Here is a 16,449-nt window from a genome sequence, read left to right as displayed (position 1 = left end):
AACAATTGACAGGACATATGGACATGGATACGCTCAAGGTCAGCGTAAAAATTGTAGCGCTACAAAATGCCGCTGGCGATTCCGCTGCGGCTGAATTTCAAAGGAGAAATCAATGGCTGAAAGCCTCGGTGTAGCAGTCATCGGCGCAGGCATGGCAGGCAAGGCGCACGCTGCCGCGTACCGGACGGCATCCGCCCTGTACAGCCCGACGCTTCCTCCGGTGCGCCTGGTTTCCATCGGCGACGTCAATGCTGAATTCGGCTCCCTGGCCGCCCGCCGATTCGGGTACGAGCGTAACGACACCTCATGGCAGGCAATCGCTGAAGCCGATGACATCGACGTGGTCAGCGTGGTCATCGCCAATTCCCTCCACCGCGAGGTTGTTGAGGGTTTGCTGGCCGCCGGCAAGCACGTGCTGTGCGAAAAGCCCCTGAGTGATTCGATGGACGATGCCCGCGCAATGGCCGACGCCGCCCGAAATGCGTCCAGCATCGCCCGCATTGGCTTCACCTTCCGCCGTACACCGGGCATCGCCTACATTCGCAACCTCATCCGGAACGGGGTTCTCGGCAACGTCCTGCATTTCAGCGGCCGGTACTGGACCGACTATGGCTTCAGCCCCTTCGCCCCCATGAGCTGGCGGTACAAGGGTGGCGCAGGTTCAGGTGCCCTTGCCGACGTCGGGTCCCATCTGGCTTACGTCTCTGAGTTCCTCTGCGGCGATATTCAATCCATCTCCGGCGGACAGCTCAGCACCGTCATCGGCAAGCGTCCGCTGCCGCTGGCCGCAGTGATGGGCCATGACCACGTGGCCGTCAGCGACACCTTCGAAGCCGTCGAGAACGACGACTACGCAGCCTTCAACGCAGAGTTTGCCGTCGGCGCGGGAAGCTTCGAAGTCTCCCGCGTTGCCGCCGGCCACGCCAACAGCCTGCAGTTCGAGGTGTTTTGCGAAAACGGCGCCGCCAAGTTCGACCAGCGCCGGCCGTCCGAGATCCAGCTCTTCCTCAACGACGACTCCGGCAACGAAAACGGCTACCGGCAGGTCATCCTCGGCCCAGGCCACCCCTACATCGCCGGCGGCCTCGCCATGGACGCCCCGGAAGTGGGCTTCGGTCAAAACGATGCGTTCGGCTACCAGGCACGGGCATTCCTCGAAGAGGTTGCCGGCATCAGCGAAGCAGAGTCCCTCCCCCGGTGTGCCACCTTCGACGAGGGCGTCCGCAACATGGAACTGCTCGGCGCCGTCACCGAGTCCGCCCTCAACAACGGAAAGAAGATTTCGCTATGAAACTGGGTGTCTATAACGCGATCCTGCATGACCGGCCCCTTCCCGAGGCATTGAAGGTCATCGCCGACCTCGGCCTCACCGGGATCGAAATCAACACCGGCGGGTTCCTGCCTGCGGTCCACGTGCCCGCCATGGACCAGATCCTGGAAAGTGACGCAGCCCGCGATGACTTCCTGGCGATCTTCGAGGGTACCGGGGTGTCAATCGCCGGCCTGAACTGCAACGGCAACCCCCTGCATCCCAAGCGCGAGATCGGCGAGAAGCATGCCGAAGACATCCGCCGTTCCATTCGCCTCGCGCACCGCCTTGGGCAGAACCGGGTGGTCACAATGTCAGGGTTGCCCGGCGGAGAGCCCGGCGCCACCGTCACCAACTGGATCGTCAACGCCTGGAACTCAGCCGCCCTGGACGTTCTGGACTACCAGTGGGGCGTGGCTGCCAGATTCTGGAAGGAAACAGACCAACTGGCCCGGGAGTACGGTGTGAAGGTTGCCCTGGAGCTGCACCCGCAGAACCTGGTCTTCAACCCGGCCGACGTGCATAAGCTCGTGGAGCTGACCGGAGCGACACACATCGGTGTGGAACTGGACGCCTCCCACCTGTTCTGGCAGCAGATGGACCCCATAACCGTTGTCCGCGAATTGGGGCCGCTGGTATTCCAGGCCGCGGCGAAGGATGTACGGATCAACAAAGAAACCGCCGCACTCTACGGTGTCTTGGACAACCGGTTCCGGCGGCTCTCCCCGGAAGAACACCGGACGAACCTCGGCGGCAACGAGTGGGCTAACGAATGGCCCAGGCCTGCAGCTTGGGACTTTGTCGCGCTGGGCAAGGGGCACGACACCGCCTACTGGGCCGAGTTCCTCCGCGCCCTCCACAAAGTGGACCCGAACATGCTCGTCAACATCGAACACGAAGATGTCGAACTGGGCCGAATCGAAGGGCTGGAAGTTGCGGCCAAGGTTCTCCTGGACGCAGACGCAACGCTCTCGGCTTCGTTGAAACTGACGGCCTGATCGCACAACAAACCCGCACAGCAGGAGGGGTGGCGCACACGCGCCGCTCCTCCTGCTGTCTTTCTGCTGTCTCTCCCGGCGGGGTTGTCCTGAATGTCGGCCACAATCGGCGGCGTGTCGCCGATATCCTGGCTTTGGCCTGCTTCCAAAGATGAAAGGCGCCCGACGCCAGCCGGCGTCGGGCGCTTCTTTTGGCACGGAGTGTGCCTTGCGTTGGGGGGATTAGGCGTTCATGCCGGAACGCTCTTTGAAGAGGTGTTCGAGCTCCTCAAGCGACTTGTCCTTCGTTTCCGGTACCACCCGCTTGACCCACGCGATCGCGCAGATCTGCAGTGCCACGAAGATGAGGAAGGTAGCCGAAACTCCGATCCACGAAACCATCTGCGGGAAGAAGAAGCCGATGAGGAAGTTGACCATCCACAAGACAAAAACGCAGATTCCCATGGCGACGCCGCGGACATGCATCGGGAAGATCTCGGACATGGTCAGCCAGGTCACGGTGCCGATGCAGCCCTGCATAGAGGCCAGGAACGTCACCATGAACAGCAATACCAGGTAGCCGCGAGGGGTGCTTTCCGGCAGGGCCAGAGAGATCATCGCGATGGCCAGCAGGGATGTGGCCGTGCCGCAAAGTCCCACAATTAGCATGGGTTTGCGAGGCACACGCGACATCAGGTACATGCCTATAACGACGGCCACTACGGAGGTGATGCCGTTGAGAACGTTTGCGATCAGTGCGCCTTGGTCGCCGAATCCTGATGAAGACAGGATGGACGTTCCGTAGTACATGATTGCGTTGACGCCGCTGATCTGGTTAATGATCGCCATGCCGAGACCCACCACGAAGATCCTGCGGATCCAGGGAACGGTAAGGTCCTTGACCGTTCCGAGTCTGGCCTGGTAGTCCTCGCGGGCCGCCTGCCGCACTTCGTCGAACTCCGCCGATACGTCCCCGGCAGCGCGGGTGGAGCGCAATACTTCCAGAACAGCACCGAACCGGCCGGCAGACGCCAGCCAGCGCGGGCTTTCCGGCAGGACCAGCATCCCAAACCACAGCACCACAGCCGGCAACGTAGCGATCACGAGCATCCATCGCCAAATGTTGGCCTCTTCCGGGAAGGCGTTGCCCAGGACGGCATTGAACGTGAAGGCGATGAACTGGCCTGTGACGATCATCAGTTCGTTCTGCGTGACGATGCGGCCACGCTGGGCCGCCGGCGACATCTCCGCAAGGTACACGGGCACGATTACCGACGCGCCGCCCACGGCGAGCCCCAGCAGGGTCCTGGCCGCTATCAGTAGTTCAGTGCTGGGCGAGATGGTGCAGAAGATGGTGGCGACGACGAAGATCAGCGCCAGCCCCATGATGGTTCTGCGTCTGCCGAAACGGTCAGACAGACGGCCGGCACTGATGGCGCCAAAGGCTGCACCGAACAGGAGCGTCGATGTCACGAGTCCTTCGGTCAGCGGTGTAAGGCCAAGGTCGCGCTGCATGAATGGGAGGGCGCCGTTGATGACTCCGGTGTCGTAGCCAAAAAGCAGGCCGCCGAAGGTGGAGAACAGCGCCACCTTCCGCATGAACTTTTTCGGATCGGATTGATAGGCCTTTGCAGGTGCTCCTCCGCCGATAGCCGCGTCCGGGGCTTCGGGCTCCGTTAAGATTCCTTTGCTGTGTTCCATCCGCGTTTCCACTACTTCGCCTTGGCGATGTAGGCCTTCATCGTCTCCAGCTGGTACCGGGAAACCTCATCAGCCTTCTCGTCCTCCGCAAAAACGCTGGAGACCATTACAGTGTCATCCCGGTCCAGGAAGCCGATTTCCTTGAGTCCGCCGAAGAATTCATCCCAGTTCACGTCGCCGTCACCGATCTTCAGGTGCTGGTGCACGCGGACGGGATTGCCCGGCGGGTTGGTGATGTACCGAAGCCCGTGCGAGGCGTGGTGGTTCATGGTGTCGGCGACATGGACCAGCCGCAGCTTGTCCCCCGCTGCCCGCATGATGTCCAGTGGAGCGTTCTTCATGTGGAAGCTGTGCGAGGCGACGTAGACCAGGCCTACGTTCTTTGAGTTCAGCCCCCTGATCACCCGGATCGCTGCCAGGCCTTCCTCCACAAAGTCGTCCGGGTGCGGGTCGATCAGCAGGTCGAGGCCCTCGCGTTCAATGATCGGCAGGAGTTCCTCCATGGAACGGTAGAAGGCCCGCTCGGACTCCTCGGCCTTCTCCGGCCTTCCGCTGAACTCCGTGTTGATGGTGCCGACGCCGAGGTCGACCGTGATCTGGATGACCCGCTTCCAGTAGCGGACTGCTGCTTCGCGGGCATCCTCGTCCGGTCCTGACCATCGGAGGACCGGCAGCACGGACGCAATCTCAATCCCCGCGTCCCGGCAGGCCTTGCTGAGCTGACCCACCAGTTCGTCATCGGCCTTGGGGTGGTTGTAGAAGGGGATGAAGTCCGCGTGCGGGGTCATCTGCATGTACTTGTAGCCGAGGTCCGCAACCACCTTTGGGAACTCGAGCAGGCTGTGCGAGGGGTGGAAGGGCGTAGGGTCAAGTGCGATTTTCACGAAAAAACACTCCGTTGTGGATCGGTAAAGGGTTGGAGACGGAAAAGGGGACGGATCGCTCCATCCCCTTTCTGTCCTACTTGTAGAGGTCCGGCTTGGGGGCAAGCTTCACGGCCACCTTTTCGCCGTTCTTCTGCGCCTCGACGCCTGCTTCACAGCAGGCTGCGGTGGCGTAACCGTCCCAGGCCGTGGGACCGCCGATCTCGCCCTTAAGTGCCGCGTCCACCCATGACTGGATTTCGACGTCGTATGCCGCACCGAAACGCTCCTCGAAGCCGGGGGTGACGTTGCCGCCCCAGTGGCCGGCGCTCCGGGTGTAGGGACCCTTGTCTCCTCCGATGCTGACGATGCCCTCTTCGAAGGAAGCCTGGGTGGCCACTTCGTAGCCGAACTTGGCATTCACGTAGATTTCGACGTCGGCCAGGACACCCGACTCGGTCTCGAGCAGGACGTGCTGGGGGTCGTGCTGGCCCGCGGGCGCGTTCTTGGTCGCCTTGCCCAGGCGGACCTGGACGCTGGTGATCTCCTCGCCAGTGAAGTACCTGATGGCGTCGAACTCGTGCACAACGGAGTCGTTGATCAGCATCTCATTGGTGAAGCCGGCCGGCGTGGTGGGGTTGCGGTGCTGGTGGTGCAGCATCAGCAGTTCACCCAGTTCGTGGTTCCGGATGATCTGGCCAAGGGCTGCATATTCGGCGTCGAACCGGCGCATGAAGCCGACCTGGATGCGCTTGTGCCCCAGTGCAACCTCGGCCTGGACGATCTTCCAGGAGGACTCGGCATCCGGGGTCAGCGGCTTCTCGCAAAGGATGGGGATGTCCTTGGCAACGGCCTTGAGCAGGATGTCCTCGTGCAGGAAACCAGGGGTGGCAATGAGTACTGCATTGACGTCGCCGTTGTTGAGCGCTTCCTCGGCGTCAGCAAGGGCAACGGCTCCCGGAATGCCTTCAACGGCCGCCTGGGCACGGGCCAGGTCAACGTCGACGACGGCGGCAACCTCGGCACCGTGGATGCGGGTGTTGAGCCGCTGGATGTGGTCGGCGCCCATGCGCCCGGCGCCGATGACGGCGACGCGGAGGTTTTGAGTCATTGTTTCGTCCTTCTGTGTCTGTAACGGATGCGGGCTGTCTTGTTGTCAGTTGACGGTGGTTCGGGAACCGCAGGACAGCAGGTAGTTGCGGGTGCGCTTGGCGATCGGCATGGGCACGTCGAAGTCCACCGGGTACATGTCCTGCTCCACGATGCCGAAGATGGGGCGGTTGAGGCCCTCGACCGCTTCGATTACGGCGCGGAGGTCGGGCAGGCCGTTCGGCGGCTCGGTCATAACGCCTGCCAGGTTGGCGGCAGCCCAGGTCATGTTTTCCTCGTTGACCTTCTTGAGGATCTCCGGGTTGATCTGCTTCAGGTGCAGGTAGCCGATCCGGTCCGGGTAGTTCTTGATGAGCTCCAGGCTTGATGCGCCGCAGTACTCGGCATGGCCCGTATCCAGGCAAAGGTTCACATACTTCGGGTCAGTCGCAGCCAGCAAGGTTTCGATGTCCTCCTGGGCTCCCACGTGGGAATCCGCGTGGGAGTGGAACTGCTGCTTCAGGCCGAAGTCCTCCAGGAGCGTCTTGCCCAGGCGGTTGTGGCCCTCGAAGAGGTCGCCCCAGGCCTTGTCGTTCAGGGTGCCGCTTTCCACTGCCTCGCCGGTAACGTCGTCGCGCCACATGGCAGGGATGACCACGATGTGCTCGCCGCCCATGGCTGCAGTCAGTTCGGCAACCTTCCGGGCGGGCTCCCACGCGGTTTCCCACTGGTCCAGTCCGCGGTGGAAAGCGGTGAACACAGTACCGGCGGAGATCTTGAGGTCGCGCTGCTTGAGCTCCTCGGCCAGCCGCGCGGGGTCGGTGGGAAGGTACCCGTAAGGGCCCAGTTCGATCCACTTGTAGCCGGATTCGGCAACCTCGTCGAGGAACCGTTCCCACGGCGTCTGCTTGGGGTCGTCCGGGAACCAGACGCCCCAGGAGTCCGGCGCCGTGCCGATGATCAGTTTGTTCTCAGTCATTGTGCGTTCCTCCTCATCGATTGCTCCGCAGGTGTCTTTTTGGACGCTCAAAACGGCGGGTACGGAGCAGTCGATGGTGGTTGTCGGGGTGGGGACTAGTTGGACGGGAAGTTGTAGGAGGCGCCGGAGGCGTGGTGGGTTTCGGGCCAGCGTGAGGTGACCACTTTGCCGCGGGTGTAGAAGGAGACGCCCTCGGGGCCGTAGATGTGCTTGTCGCCAAAGAGGGATGCCTTCCAGCCGCCGAAGGAGTGGTAAGCCACGGGAACGGGCAGGGGCACGTTGATGCCGATCATGCCGACGGTCACCGAGCGCTGGAACTTGCGGGCTGCGGCGCCGGAGGAGGTGAAGATGGCGGTGCCGTTGCCGTACGGGTTGGCGTTGATGAGGTTGATGCCGTCCTCGAGGCTGTCAACGCGGACCACGACGAGGACCGGTCCGAAGATTTCCTCGGTGTAGGCGGTCATTTCGGTCCTGACGTGGTCGATGACGGTGGGGCCCACCCAGAAGCCGTCCTCGTGGCCGGGGACCACGAGGTCGCGGCCGTCAACGACCATGGCGGCGCCGGCCTGTTCGGCTTCGGTGACGATCCGGACGATGCGTTCCTTGGAAGCGGGGGTGATCACCGGGCCCATTTCGGCGTCGGGCTCGGTGCCGTTGTTGACCTTCACGGCCAGGGCGCGTTCTTCGACCTTCTTGACGATCAGGTCGGCTGCGTCCGCGACGGCGACGGCGACGGAGATGGCCATGCAGCGTTCGCCGGCGGAGCCGAACGCGGCGGCGGCGAGGTGGTCCGCGGCGTTGTCCAGGTCGGCGTCGGGCATGACGATGGCGTGGTTCTTCGCCCCGCCCAGGGCCTGGACGCGCTTGCCGTGCTTGGTGGCAGTCTCGTGGACGTACTGGGCGATCGGGGTGGAGCCGACGAAGGAGATGCCGTCCACGTCCGGGTGGGTCAGGAGCCCGTCCACGGTTTCCTTGTCGCCGTGCAGGACCTGGAACACGCCGTCGGGCAGGCCGGCCTGCTTCCAGAGCTTGGCCAGGAGCATGGAGGCGGAGGGGTCGCGTTCGGAGGGCTTGAGGATGAACGCGTTGCCGGTGGCGATCGCCATCGGGGCCATCCACAGCGGGACCATCACCGGGAAGTTGAACGGGGTGATGCCGGCGACCACGCCAAGGGGTTCGCGGAAGTTGAAGACGTCGATGCCGGTGGACACCTGGTCCGAGTAGTCGCCCTTGAGCAGGGTGGGGATGCCGCACGCGTATTCGATGACTTCCAGGCCGCGGCCGATCTCGCCCTTGGCGTCGGAGAGGACCTTGCCGTGCTCGGCCGTGATCAGCTGGGCGAGCTCATCGATGTGTGAGGCGACGAGCTCGCGGAACTTGAACAGCACGGCGGTGCGCTTGGCCAGGGAGATGTCGCCCCAGGTATCGGCGGCCTTGCGGGCGGCCGCAACGGTGGCGTTTAGGTCCGCCCGGTTCGCCAGCCGCAGCTCTGCGCTGACCTGGCCGGTGGCCGGGTTGTAGACGTTGGTGGTGCGGTCGCCCTCGCCGGCGGTCTCGGCGCCGTTGATGAAGTGGTTGATGACAGTGGTGGTCGTCGTTGACATGTGTGGACTTCCTTGGTCTGTGGCTGTGCCGGGGTGGAGTGTCAGCCGAGCAGTTTGCGCTGGCGGGCTTTGTGGTCGGTGTAGGTCTGGTAGGCCGCTTTCGTCGAGTCCAGTTCTGATACCTGGGAGACGGGAACGTCCCACCAGGACTCGGAGGACGGGGCGTCCAGCAGCGGGTCGGATTCGACGTGGATCAGGATGGGGCCGCCGCGTTCCGGGGCGGCCTTGGCGTCGCGGATGGCCTGTTCGAGTTCGGCGATGACCTTCTCCCCCGGTTCGATCCGGATGACCTTCACGCCCAGGGACTCGGCGTTCAGGGCCAGGTCCACGGGCAGGGTCTCGCCTTCGTCGAAGCTGTGCTGTTCTTCGTCCAGGGCCCGGTACTGGGTGCCGAAACGCTGTGAGCCGAGCATCTCGGAGAGCGAGCCGATGGAGGCGTAGCCGTGGTTCTGGATCAGCACCACGATCAGTTTGATGCGTTCGGCGACGGCGGTGACCAGTTCGGTGTGCATCATCAGGTAGGAGCCGTCCCCCACCATGACGACGACGTCGCGCCGGGTTCCGCCTTTGGCGGCTTCCGCCAGCGCCGCGCGCTTGACGCCGAGGCCGCCCGGGATTTCGTAGCCCATGCAGGAGTACGCGTATTCCACGTGGTAGCCGAACGGGTCCCGGACCCGCCACATCTTGTGCAGGTCACCGGGCAGGGAACCGGCCGCACAGATCACAACATCCTGCGCGTCCATGGCCCGGGAGGTTGCGCCGATGATCTCGTTCTGCGCCGGCAGCGGGGTATAGCGCGTGTCGAAGGCCTCGTCCACGGTGGCGTCCCAGCGCTTCTTCTCAGCCTTGATTTTCTGTTCCAGGTCCGCACCCACCCGGTAGCCACCCAAAGCTGCGTTGAGCTTCACCAGTGCCTTGCGGGCGTCGGCCACGATCGGCAGCGTGGTGCCGTGCTTGTACGCGTCGATCGGGGCGACGTTGATGTTGACGAACCGTACGTCCGGGTTCTGGAAGGCCGTGCGGGACGCGGTGGTGAAGTCCTCGTACCGGGTGCCGATGCCGATGATCAGGTCCGCCTCGGCAGCGATGGCGTTCGCCGCCGTCGTCCCCGTGGAACCAATCGCCCCCAGGGAGAACGTGTGGTCCCAGGGCAGGACGCCGACGCCCGCCTGCGTGTTGCCCACCGGGATGCCCGTCAGCTCCACGAGCTTCGCGAGTTCGTCGTTGGCGTAGGCGTACAGGACGCCGCCGCCGGCGATGATCAGCGGGCGCTTCGCGGCACGGATCGCCGCTGCGGCGCGGGCGATGTCGTCGTCGTCCGCGTCCGGGCGGCGGATCCGCCACTCCCGCTCGGCCAGGAACTCCGCAGGCACGTCAAACGCCTCGGCCTGGACATCCTGCGGCAGCGAAATGGTCACCGCGCCGGTCTCTGCCGGGTCCGTCAGGACGCGCAGGCCGTGGTGGAACGCGGAGAACAGCTGCTCCGGCCGGGTCACCCGGTCAAAGAACTTGGACAGCGGCCGGAACGCATCGTTCACGGTCAGGTCGTACGCGTAAGGCTGCTCCAGCTGCTGCAGCACCGGATCCGCGGCACGGGTGGCGAACGTGTCGGACGGCAGCAGCAGCACCGGCAGCCGGTTCGTGGTGGCCAGGGCGGCACCGGTCAGCAGGTTCGAGGAACCCGGACCGATCGAGGTGCTGACCGCGAAGGTCTGTCGGCGGCGGGTGTGCCGGGCATACCCCACGGCCTGGTGCACCTGGGCCTGCTCGTTCCGGCCCTGGTAGTAGGGCATGATGGCCGGGTCCAGCTGCTGGTACTGCTTCAGCGCCTGGCCCACACCGGCCACGTTCCCGTGCCCGAAGATGCCAAAGGTCCCCGGAATCAGCCGCTCGCGGTACTCAACGCCGCCAACGGAGTCCACCGTGTACTGCTTGGAAAGGTATTCCACCACGGCCTGGGCGACCGTCATTCTGCGCGTTGCAGTTCCTGATGTTGTTCCCATGGGGAGGCTACTCCGATACTTCTTCGGTTCGGTTTGGGGTGGTGTGGTTCAGCAGCGAGGCGGCGGTGGCAACGGCGCCGGAAACATCGCCGTCGGCCGGGTACAGGAGGGTCCGTCCCACTGTGAGACCCTGCACCCCGGGCAGCGCGAGGGCTGCCTGCCAGCTTGCGAAGACCTCGTCCTGGCTGCTGTCCGGGTCCCCGCCCAGCAGGACGGTGGGCATGGTGGTAGCTGCCATGACCCGTTCCATGTTTGCAACAACGGGAAGCTTCATCCACGTGTAGGCACTGGTGGAGCCCAGACCCTCGGCGATGGCGATGGACTTGATCACGGCGTCCGTTGAGAGGTCGTTCCGGACGCGGCCGTTTTCCCGGACCGACAGGAACGGCTCCACCATGGCGATCAGCTTACGCTCGGCAAGCGAATCGATGGCCTTGGCCGTTGCCTCGAGGGTGACGACCGTATCCGGGTCCCCCAGGCAGATGCGCGTCAGCATCTTGCCGCCATCGGCACCAAGAGCTTCCAGGGCAGCAGCCGTGTGCCCGGTGAAACGGTCATCGAATTCGTTGACCAGGCCCGCGAGCCCGCCGCGGTTCATCGAGCCAAAAACGAGTTTTCCGTCCAGCGCACCCAGCAGGAGCAGGTCGTCCATGATGTCCGGCGAGGCAAGCACACCGTCCACGGCCGGGTTGGCCAGCGCAATCTGCAGCCGGTCCAGCAACTGCCGGCGGTCTGCCATGGCCACGGGATCCGAACCGACGGCGAGGGCGCCGCGCGCGGGGTGGTCCGCAGCCACAATGAAGTTCTGCTTGCCGTATTTCAGGCCGGGGTGGCGGCGCCGCGCCTTCGCGGCCCGGGCTATGGCGTCCGGGTCTTCAAGCCGGATGGTGCTCAAGTGGGCATAACGGCGGGGGTCGTCGTCCAGGGCATTGTTCGAGGCGAGGGGGGTGAGGGTCACAGCGCTGCTCCTTCGGTGGCAAACTGACCAGGAACCAGGCGGCCGCGTTCGGCAAGCAGCGAGGTGACCTCCTCCGGCGTCGGCATCGCGTCGGCGCAGGAAAGCCGGGACGCGACGATCGCACCTGCGGCGTTGGCATAATCCAGGACCCGGGCAAGCGGCCAGCCCGAGAGCAGGCCGTGGCAGAAGGCGCCGCCGAAGGAATCGCCGGCACCCAGGCCGTTGACGGTTTCCACCGGTACCGGCGCAGAAACAACACGCTCCGTGCGGGTCTTGGCCATCACACCCTCGGCGCCAAGCTTCACGACGGCAATCTCAACACCGGCTGCCAGCAGCCGGTCAGCCTGCTCATCAGGCGTCCCCTCCCCAACGGCCACCGCGCATTCCTTGTCGTTGCCAATGGCCACGGTCACGTGCGGCAGGATCCGGCCGATCTGTTCCCGGGCTTCCTCTTCGGAGGCCCAGAACATGGGCCGATAGTCCAGGTCCAGGATGGTGAACTGGCCTTCCTTGAGGCCGGCGCGCGGGCGGGCCTCATGAGCGGCAATGTGCGCGCTTCGGCTGGGCTCCTGGCACAGGCCGGTCACGGTGGACCAGAAGATCCGCGCGTCGCGGATAGCGTCCAGGTCAAGCTCTTCGGCCTTGATCTGCAGATCCGGGGCGGTAGGGAAACGCCCGTAAAAGTAGAGCGGGAACTCGTCCGTAGCCGGCTTGATCGCACAGAACGTCACCGCGGTGGGCCATTCCCTGACCGGGGTGACGAAGGCGTCGTCAACGTTGAACTTCTTCAGTTCCCTGTGGAGGTACTTGCCGAAAGCGTCGTCACCGGTACGGGTAATCACCCCGGTCCGGCGGCCATGCCGGGCGGCCGCTACCGCAACGTTCGACGGCGATCCGCCGAGGTACTTGCCGAAGGACGTCACGTCCTCCAGGTCCACCCCAATGTCGTTCGGGTAGATATCAACGCTGATGCGCCCGATCGTGAGCAGTTCGTGGGTCACGGTGTTTGCGGACCTTTCTAGTTTGAACTCTTACCTCAAACAGCTAGAGCTCCGGTGCCTGGCTGGCCCCTCCATGAGCGGGGTCACACCCACTACTTTGCCCTAGAATCAATGTCCTGTCAAAGGTTTGTACTGACATGTTTACAAGTTGCCATAGCGGCAGTTTTGGGCTCCCCAGGGGGAGCCGGAAGGGTCCCGCGAGCAGAAGACGACGCCCTACTTCCGGGGTACAGCCAGCTCGCCGGTAACGTACTGGGCGCGGCCAAAGCCGAAGGACCAGTCGCCGGCGGTGTTCTCCACGTAGCCAATGAACACGTCCTCGCCGGCGATCCCCACCCCAGCGAGCTTGTCCGCCACGGCGGCAAAGAGGCGCTGCTTTGCCTCCTGCGACCGTCCGCCCTGGGTGAAGATCTGGATCATCACCACACCACTTGTCCGCTCAAAACCGAGTCCGGCATCCTGGGCAAAGATCTGCCCGGCGGGATGCTCGGTGAGGATGTGGAAGTAGTCGCGCTCCGGGATGCCGTATTCAGCAAGGATGGCGTCGTGGATTCCCCGGCTCAACTGCTGCAGGTCCTCCCGGCTGCGGCCCAGATTTACATCGATACGAACGAGTGGCACTTTCTCTCCTTTGAAAGTTTGTACTGACATACTAACAAAGTTGTTCAAGCTGCGGCAAGAGCGCCTCTGGGGATCTTGAACAGCCGCCGGAACAGGCATAGACTTAAACAACCTCAAGGTTGATAAAAGAAAAGGTTGAATAAGGAAGGGACCTGATGAACTCCGAAAGCGCAGCCTTGGACTCGGCCTTCATGGCCTTGGCCGATCCCGTGCGGCGGAGCATCATCGCCCGGCTCAGCCGGGGCCAGGCCACCGTGAACGAACTGGCGGAACCGTTTGAGATCTCCAAGCAGGCGGTCTCAAAACATATCCAGGTACTCGAGCAGGCGGGACTGGTCACCCGGACCAGGGATGCGCAGCGCCGGCCCGTCCACCTGAACCCTGCGCGGCTTGAGGCGCTGACAGCCTGGATCGACCAGTACAGGCTGGTCCGCGAAGGGCAGTTCCGGAGCCTCGACGCCGTACTTAGATCAAATGCTGCGGCCAGCAGCGATCCATCTCCAAGGAGTCATCATGAGTAATTCCCTGAAACTCAGCGTTCCTGAGGGCGTCCCCTTCATCGACTACGAGCGCGAGTTTGATTTCCCCGTCGCGGACGTCTTCCGGGCCCACAAGGAACCGGACCTGATCGTCCAGTGGCTGGGCCCGCGGGGCTACAAGATGGAAATCGACCACTACGATTTCCGGACCGGCGGCAGCTACAGCTACCTGCACACCGGGCCCGAAGGGGTGCCCTACGAGTTCAGGGGCATCTTCCACACGGTCCGCGAGAACGAATTCGCCATCCAGACCTTTGAGTTCGGCGGCTACCCGGACGTGGTGAGCCTGGAATTCATGACCTTCGAGGACCTCGGCAATGGACGGTGCCGCCTGCGGGGCCACTCCGTCTACCCAAGCCAGGAGGCGCGGGACGGGATGGCCCAGTCAGGAATGGAAGGCGGCATGAGCGAGGGCTACGAGCGGCTGGACGAACTCCTCAGCGGAGCCAAGGTCTGACAGGCAAAAAGTACGACGACGGGAGGTCACCTTTCGCTGGGAAAGGCGACCGTTCGCCGTCGTACGTTAAGTCGCACGTTAAACAGCAACGCGGGGTCACTCCGCGCCCAATCCAGGGGATGGATCGGGCCGGGAGTGACCCCGCGTTGTTTGTTACTGGGAGTTAGAGCGCTGCGTAGACTTCGCGCAGCAGCTTGGCGGTTTCGGACGGCGTCTTGCCGACCTTCACGCCAGCGGCTTCCAGGGCTTCCTTCTTGGCCTGGGCGGTTCCGGCGGAACCGGAAACGATGGCCCCGGCGTGGCCCATGGTCTTGCCTTCGGGAGCGGTGAAGCCTGCAACGTAGCCGACGACCGGCTTGGTGACGTTGGCCTTGATGAAGTCGGCTGCACGCTCTTCGGCGTCGCCGCCGATTTCGCCGATCATCACGATCGCCTTGGTCTCGGGGTCAGCCTCGAACGCGGCCAGGGCGTCAATGTGCGTGGTGCCGATGATGGGGTCGCCGCCGATGCCGATGGCGGTGGAGAAGCCCAGGTCCCGCAGTTCGTACATCATCTGGTAGGTCAGGGTTCCGGACTTGGAAACCAGGCCGATGGGACCCTTGCCCGTGATGTTGGCCGGGGTAATGCCGACCAGCGCCTCGCCGGGGGTGATGATGCCGGGGCAGTTCGGTCCGATGATGCGGGTGACCTGGTTGCCGTCGGCGTCCACCTTGGACTGGGCCAGCGCCCAGAACTCGGCGGAGTCCTGGACCGGCACGCCTTCGGTGATCACAACGACCAGGCCGATGCCGGCCTCGATGGCTTCGACCACGGCGCTCTTGGTGAACGCCGGCGGCACGAAGACGATGGAGACATCAGCGCCGGTTTCCGCCATGGCTTCCTTGACGGTGCCGAAGACGGTGATTTCCTTGTCGCCGTGCAGGACGGTGGTGCCGGCCTTGCGGGCGTTGACGCCGCCCACGATGTTGGTGCCGGCCTTGAGCATCAGGGCGGTGTGCTTGGTGCCTTCGCCGCCGGTGATGCCCTGGACGATGACCTTGGAGTCCTTGTTCAGATAGATAGACATGGTGCGTCCCTTTACTTAGCTGCGTTGGCGAGCTCGGCTGCCTTGTCGGCGCCCTCGTCCATGGTTGCGGCCAGGGTAACCAGCGGGTGGTTCGCCTCGACCAGGATGCGGCGGCCTTCCTCAACGTTGTTGCCGTCAAGGCGGACTACCAGCGGCTTGTTCGCGGAGTGGCCCAGTTCGGCCAATGCACCGACGATGCCCTTGGCTACCGCGTCACAGGCGGTGATGCCGCCGAAGACGTTCACGAAGACGGACTTGACCTGCTCATCGCCGAGGATGACGTCCAGGCCGGCGGCCATGACCTCTGCGGATGCTCCACCACCGATGTCCAGGAAGTTGGCGGGCTTCACGTTGCCGTGGTTCTCCCCGGCGTAGGCGACGACGTCCAGGGTGGACATCACCAGGCCTGCACCGTTGCCGATGATGCCCACTTCGCCGTCGAGCTTGACGTAGTTGAGGTCCTGCGCCTTTGCCTTGGCCTCAAGCGGGTCAGCAGCGTCCTTGTCCTCGAGGAGGGCGTGCTTTGCGTGGCGGAACTCGGCGTTCTCGTCGAGCGAGACCTTGCCGTCGAGGGCGACGATTTCGCCGGCGCCGGTCTTGACCAGCGGGTTGACCTCCACCAGGGTGGCGTCTTCCTTCTTGAAGACGTCCCAGAGCTTGAGGATCACTGCGGCGACCTTGCCGCGGAGTTCCTCAGCGAAGCCTGCGGCTGCGACGATTTCGTCGGCCTTTGCCTGGTCGATGCCCACGGCGGGGTCGATGGCGATCTTGGCGAGCGCCTCGGGGCGTTCGACGGCGAGCTGTTCGATTTCCATGCCGCCCTCAACCGAGCACATGGCCAGGTAGTTGCGGTTGGCCCGGTCCAGCAGGACGGAGAAGTAGTACTCCTCGGCAATGTCCGCACCCTGGGCAATCATCACCTTTTTGACGGTGTGGCCCTTGATGTCCATGCCCAGGATGTTGGTGGCGTGTTCAAGTGCCTCATCCGCGGACTTTGCCACCTTGACGCCGCCGGCCTTGCCGCGGCCGCCAGCCTTGACCTGTGCTTTAACGACAGTAACGCCGCCGATCTTCTCGGCAGCTGCCTTTGCTTCTTCTGGGGTGTACGCCACGATGCCAGCAAGCACGGGTACACCGTGCGCCTCGAACATATCGCGCGCCTGGTATTCAAACAGGTCCACGGTTTAGTGTCCTTCTACGTCGAAGTAGTTTCTGTACAGTCGGACACCATCGCAAGACGATGACCGGGCTGCGGAATTGCACGCACCGGCGGCCTGTCGGA

The 16,449-nt window shown here is 63.8% G+C and carries 15 protein-coding genes; 4 read left to right on the top strand and 11 right to left on the bottom strand.

Features of this window, described 5'->3' with window-relative positions; translation table 11 throughout:
- Window positions 1-112 precede the first annotated feature (112 nt).
- Together SMD14_RS04265 and SMD14_RS04260 are read left to right on the top strand one after the other, a co-directional pair.
- Window positions 113-1,291 carry a Gfo/Idh/MocA family protein gene (locus tag SMD14_RS04265; protein ID WP_157239009.1) on the top strand — a complete coding sequence of 393 codons (1,179 nt, stop codon included), beginning with the start codon at window positions 113-115 and terminating at the stop codon, window positions 1,289-1,291.
- The gene (locus SMD14_RS04260) at window positions 1,288-2,307 is read left to right on the top strand and encodes a sugar phosphate isomerase/epimerase (protein ID WP_321215428.1); all 1,020 of its coding nucleotides are present in this window, start codon (window positions 1,288-1,290) and stop codon (window positions 2,305-2,307) included. Before SMD14_RS04265 ends, SMD14_RS04260 begins: the two co-directional genes overlap by 4 nt.
- 222 nt (window positions 2,308-2,529) lie before the next feature.
- Here the strand turns inward: SMD14_RS04260 and SMD14_RS04255 are convergent, their stop codons facing one another.
- From SMD14_RS04255 to SMD14_RS04215, 9 genes are all read right to left on the bottom strand, one after another.
- Complete coding sequence (locus SMD14_RS04255; RefSeq protein WP_409339707.1) at window positions 2,530-3,987, bottom strand: sugar porter family MFS transporter; 1,458 nt, start codon at window positions 3,985-3,987, stop codon at window positions 2,530-2,532.
- 11 nt (window positions 3,988-3,998) lie between these two features.
- Complete coding sequence (locus SMD14_RS04250) at window positions 3,999-4,871, bottom strand: sugar phosphate isomerase/epimerase (RefSeq protein WP_321215427.1); 873 nt, start codon at window positions 4,869-4,871, stop codon at window positions 3,999-4,001.
- Between the two features lie 76 nt (window positions 4,872-4,947).
- Entirely contained in the window at window positions 4,948-5,961 is a 1,014-nt protein-coding gene (locus tag SMD14_RS04245) for a Gfo/Idh/MocA family oxidoreductase (RefSeq protein ID WP_321215426.1), read from the bottom strand.
- Between the two features lie 45 nt (window positions 5,962-6,006).
- Window positions 6,007-6,918, bottom strand: coding sequence for a sugar phosphate isomerase/epimerase (locus SMD14_RS04240; protein WP_321215425.1), 912 nt, complete (start codon window positions 6,916-6,918; stop codon window positions 6,007-6,009).
- 95 nt (window positions 6,919-7,013) lie between these two features.
- On the bottom strand, window positions 7,014-8,522 hold the full coding sequence (locus SMD14_RS04235) for a CoA-acylating methylmalonate-semialdehyde dehydrogenase (RefSeq protein WP_157239014.1): 1,509 nt from the start codon (window positions 8,520-8,522) through the stop codon (window positions 7,014-7,016).
- A gap of 41 nt (window positions 8,523-8,563) precedes the next feature.
- Window positions 8,564-10,492 carry a 3D-(3,5/4)-trihydroxycyclohexane-1,2-dione acylhydrolase (decyclizing) gene (gene iolD / locus SMD14_RS04230; protein WP_157239015.1) on the bottom strand — a complete coding sequence of 643 codons (1,929 nt, stop codon included), beginning with the start codon at window positions 10,490-10,492 and terminating at the stop codon, window positions 8,564-8,566.
- Between the two features lie 40 nt (window positions 10,493-10,532).
- Window positions 10,533-11,483 carry a deoxyribose-phosphate aldolase gene (locus SMD14_RS04225; RefSeq protein ID WP_321215424.1) on the bottom strand — a complete coding sequence of 317 codons (951 nt, stop codon included), beginning with the start codon at window positions 11,481-11,483 and terminating at the stop codon, window positions 10,533-10,535.
- A complete protein-coding gene (gene iolC, locus SMD14_RS04220; protein ID WP_321215423.1) occupies window positions 11,480-12,484 on the bottom strand; it encodes a 5-dehydro-2-deoxygluconokinase in 1,005 nt (334 codons plus the stop codon). Before iolC ends, SMD14_RS04225 begins: the two co-directional genes overlap by 4 nt.
- 216 nt (window positions 12,485-12,700) lie before the next feature.
- Window positions 12,701-13,105: a tautomerase family protein gene (locus tag SMD14_RS04215; protein WP_321215422.1), complete on the bottom strand. Its 405-nt coding sequence runs from the start codon at window positions 13,103-13,105 to the stop codon at window positions 12,701-12,703.
- 155 nt (window positions 13,106-13,260) lie between these two features.
- Here SMD14_RS04215 and SMD14_RS04210 point away from each other — a divergent pair, with 155 nt between their 5' ends.
- Both SMD14_RS04210 and SMD14_RS04205 read left to right on the top strand, forming a co-directional pair.
- Window positions 13,261-13,626 (top strand): metalloregulator ArsR/SmtB family transcription factor, encoded by a 366-nt coding sequence (locus tag SMD14_RS04210; protein ID WP_321215421.1) that lies wholly within the window; start codon window positions 13,261-13,263, stop codon window positions 13,624-13,626.
- Window positions 13,619-14,101 carry an SRPBCC family protein gene (locus tag SMD14_RS04205; protein WP_321215420.1) on the top strand — a complete coding sequence of 161 codons (483 nt, stop codon included), beginning with the start codon at window positions 13,619-13,621 and terminating at the stop codon, window positions 14,099-14,101. The genes SMD14_RS04210 and SMD14_RS04205 overlap by 8 nt, the downstream gene beginning before the upstream one ends.
- Before the next feature lie 163 nt (window positions 14,102-14,264).
- Here SMD14_RS04205 and sucD read toward each other — a convergent pair whose 3' ends face one another.
- Entirely contained in the window at window positions 14,265-15,167 is a 903-nt protein-coding gene (sucD, locus tag SMD14_RS04200; protein WP_157239019.1) for a succinate--CoA ligase subunit alpha, read from the bottom strand.
- Between the two features lie 11 nt (window positions 15,168-15,178).
- The gene (gene sucC / locus SMD14_RS04195) at window positions 15,179-16,348 is read right to left on the bottom strand and encodes an ADP-forming succinate--CoA ligase subunit beta (protein ID WP_321215419.1); all 1,170 of its coding nucleotides are present in this window, start codon (window positions 16,346-16,348) and stop codon (window positions 15,179-15,181) included.
- Window positions 16,349-16,449 lie beyond the last annotated feature (101 nt).

This window comes from Pseudarthrobacter oxydans (assembly GCF_034258515.1).
Classification (GTDB): domain Bacteria; phylum Actinomycetota; class Actinomycetes; order Actinomycetales; family Micrococcaceae; genus Arthrobacter.
Note: the sequence above shows the minus strand (reverse complement) of the source record. Positions and strands in the feature narration are given on the sequence as shown.

Excerpts from the sequence above, each read along its gene's own strand:
- SMD14_RS04245 (WP_321215426.1), bottom strand. The coding sequence starts at position 5,961 with ATGACTCAAAACCTCCGCGTCGCCGTCATCGGCGCCGGGCGCATGGGC.
- sucD (WP_157239019.1), bottom strand. The coding sequence starts at position 15,167 with ATGTCTATCTATCTGAACAAGGACTCCAAGGTCATCGTCCAGGGCATC.
- iolD (WP_157239015.1), bottom strand. The coding sequence starts at position 10,492 with ATGACGGTCGCCCAGGCCGTGGTGGAATACCTTTCCAAGCAGTACACG.
- SMD14_RS04205 (WP_321215420.1), top strand. The coding sequence starts at position 13,619 with ATGAGTAATTCCCTGAAACTCAGCGTTCCTGAGGGCGTCCCCTTCATC.
- SMD14_RS04235 (WP_157239014.1), bottom strand. The coding sequence starts at position 8,522 with ATGTCAACGACGACCACCACTGTCATCAACCACTTCATCAACGGCGCC.
- SMD14_RS04210 (WP_321215421.1), top strand. The coding sequence starts at position 13,261 with ATGAACTCCGAAAGCGCAGCCTTGGACTCGGCCTTCATGGCCTTGGCC.
- SMD14_RS04265 (WP_157239009.1), top strand. The coding sequence starts at position 113 with ATGGCTGAAAGCCTCGGTGTAGCAGTCATCGGCGCAGGCATGGCAGGC.
- SMD14_RS04240 (WP_321215425.1), bottom strand. The coding sequence starts at position 6,918 with ATGACTGAGAACAAACTGATCATCGGCACGGCGCCGGACTCCTGGGGC.
- SMD14_RS04260 (WP_321215428.1), top strand. The coding sequence starts at position 1,288 with ATGAAACTGGGTGTCTATAACGCGATCCTGCATGACCGGCCCCTTCCC.
- SMD14_RS04255 (WP_409339707.1), bottom strand. The coding sequence starts at position 3,987 with ATGGAACACAGCAAAGGAATCTTAACGGAGCCCGAAGCCCCGGACGCG.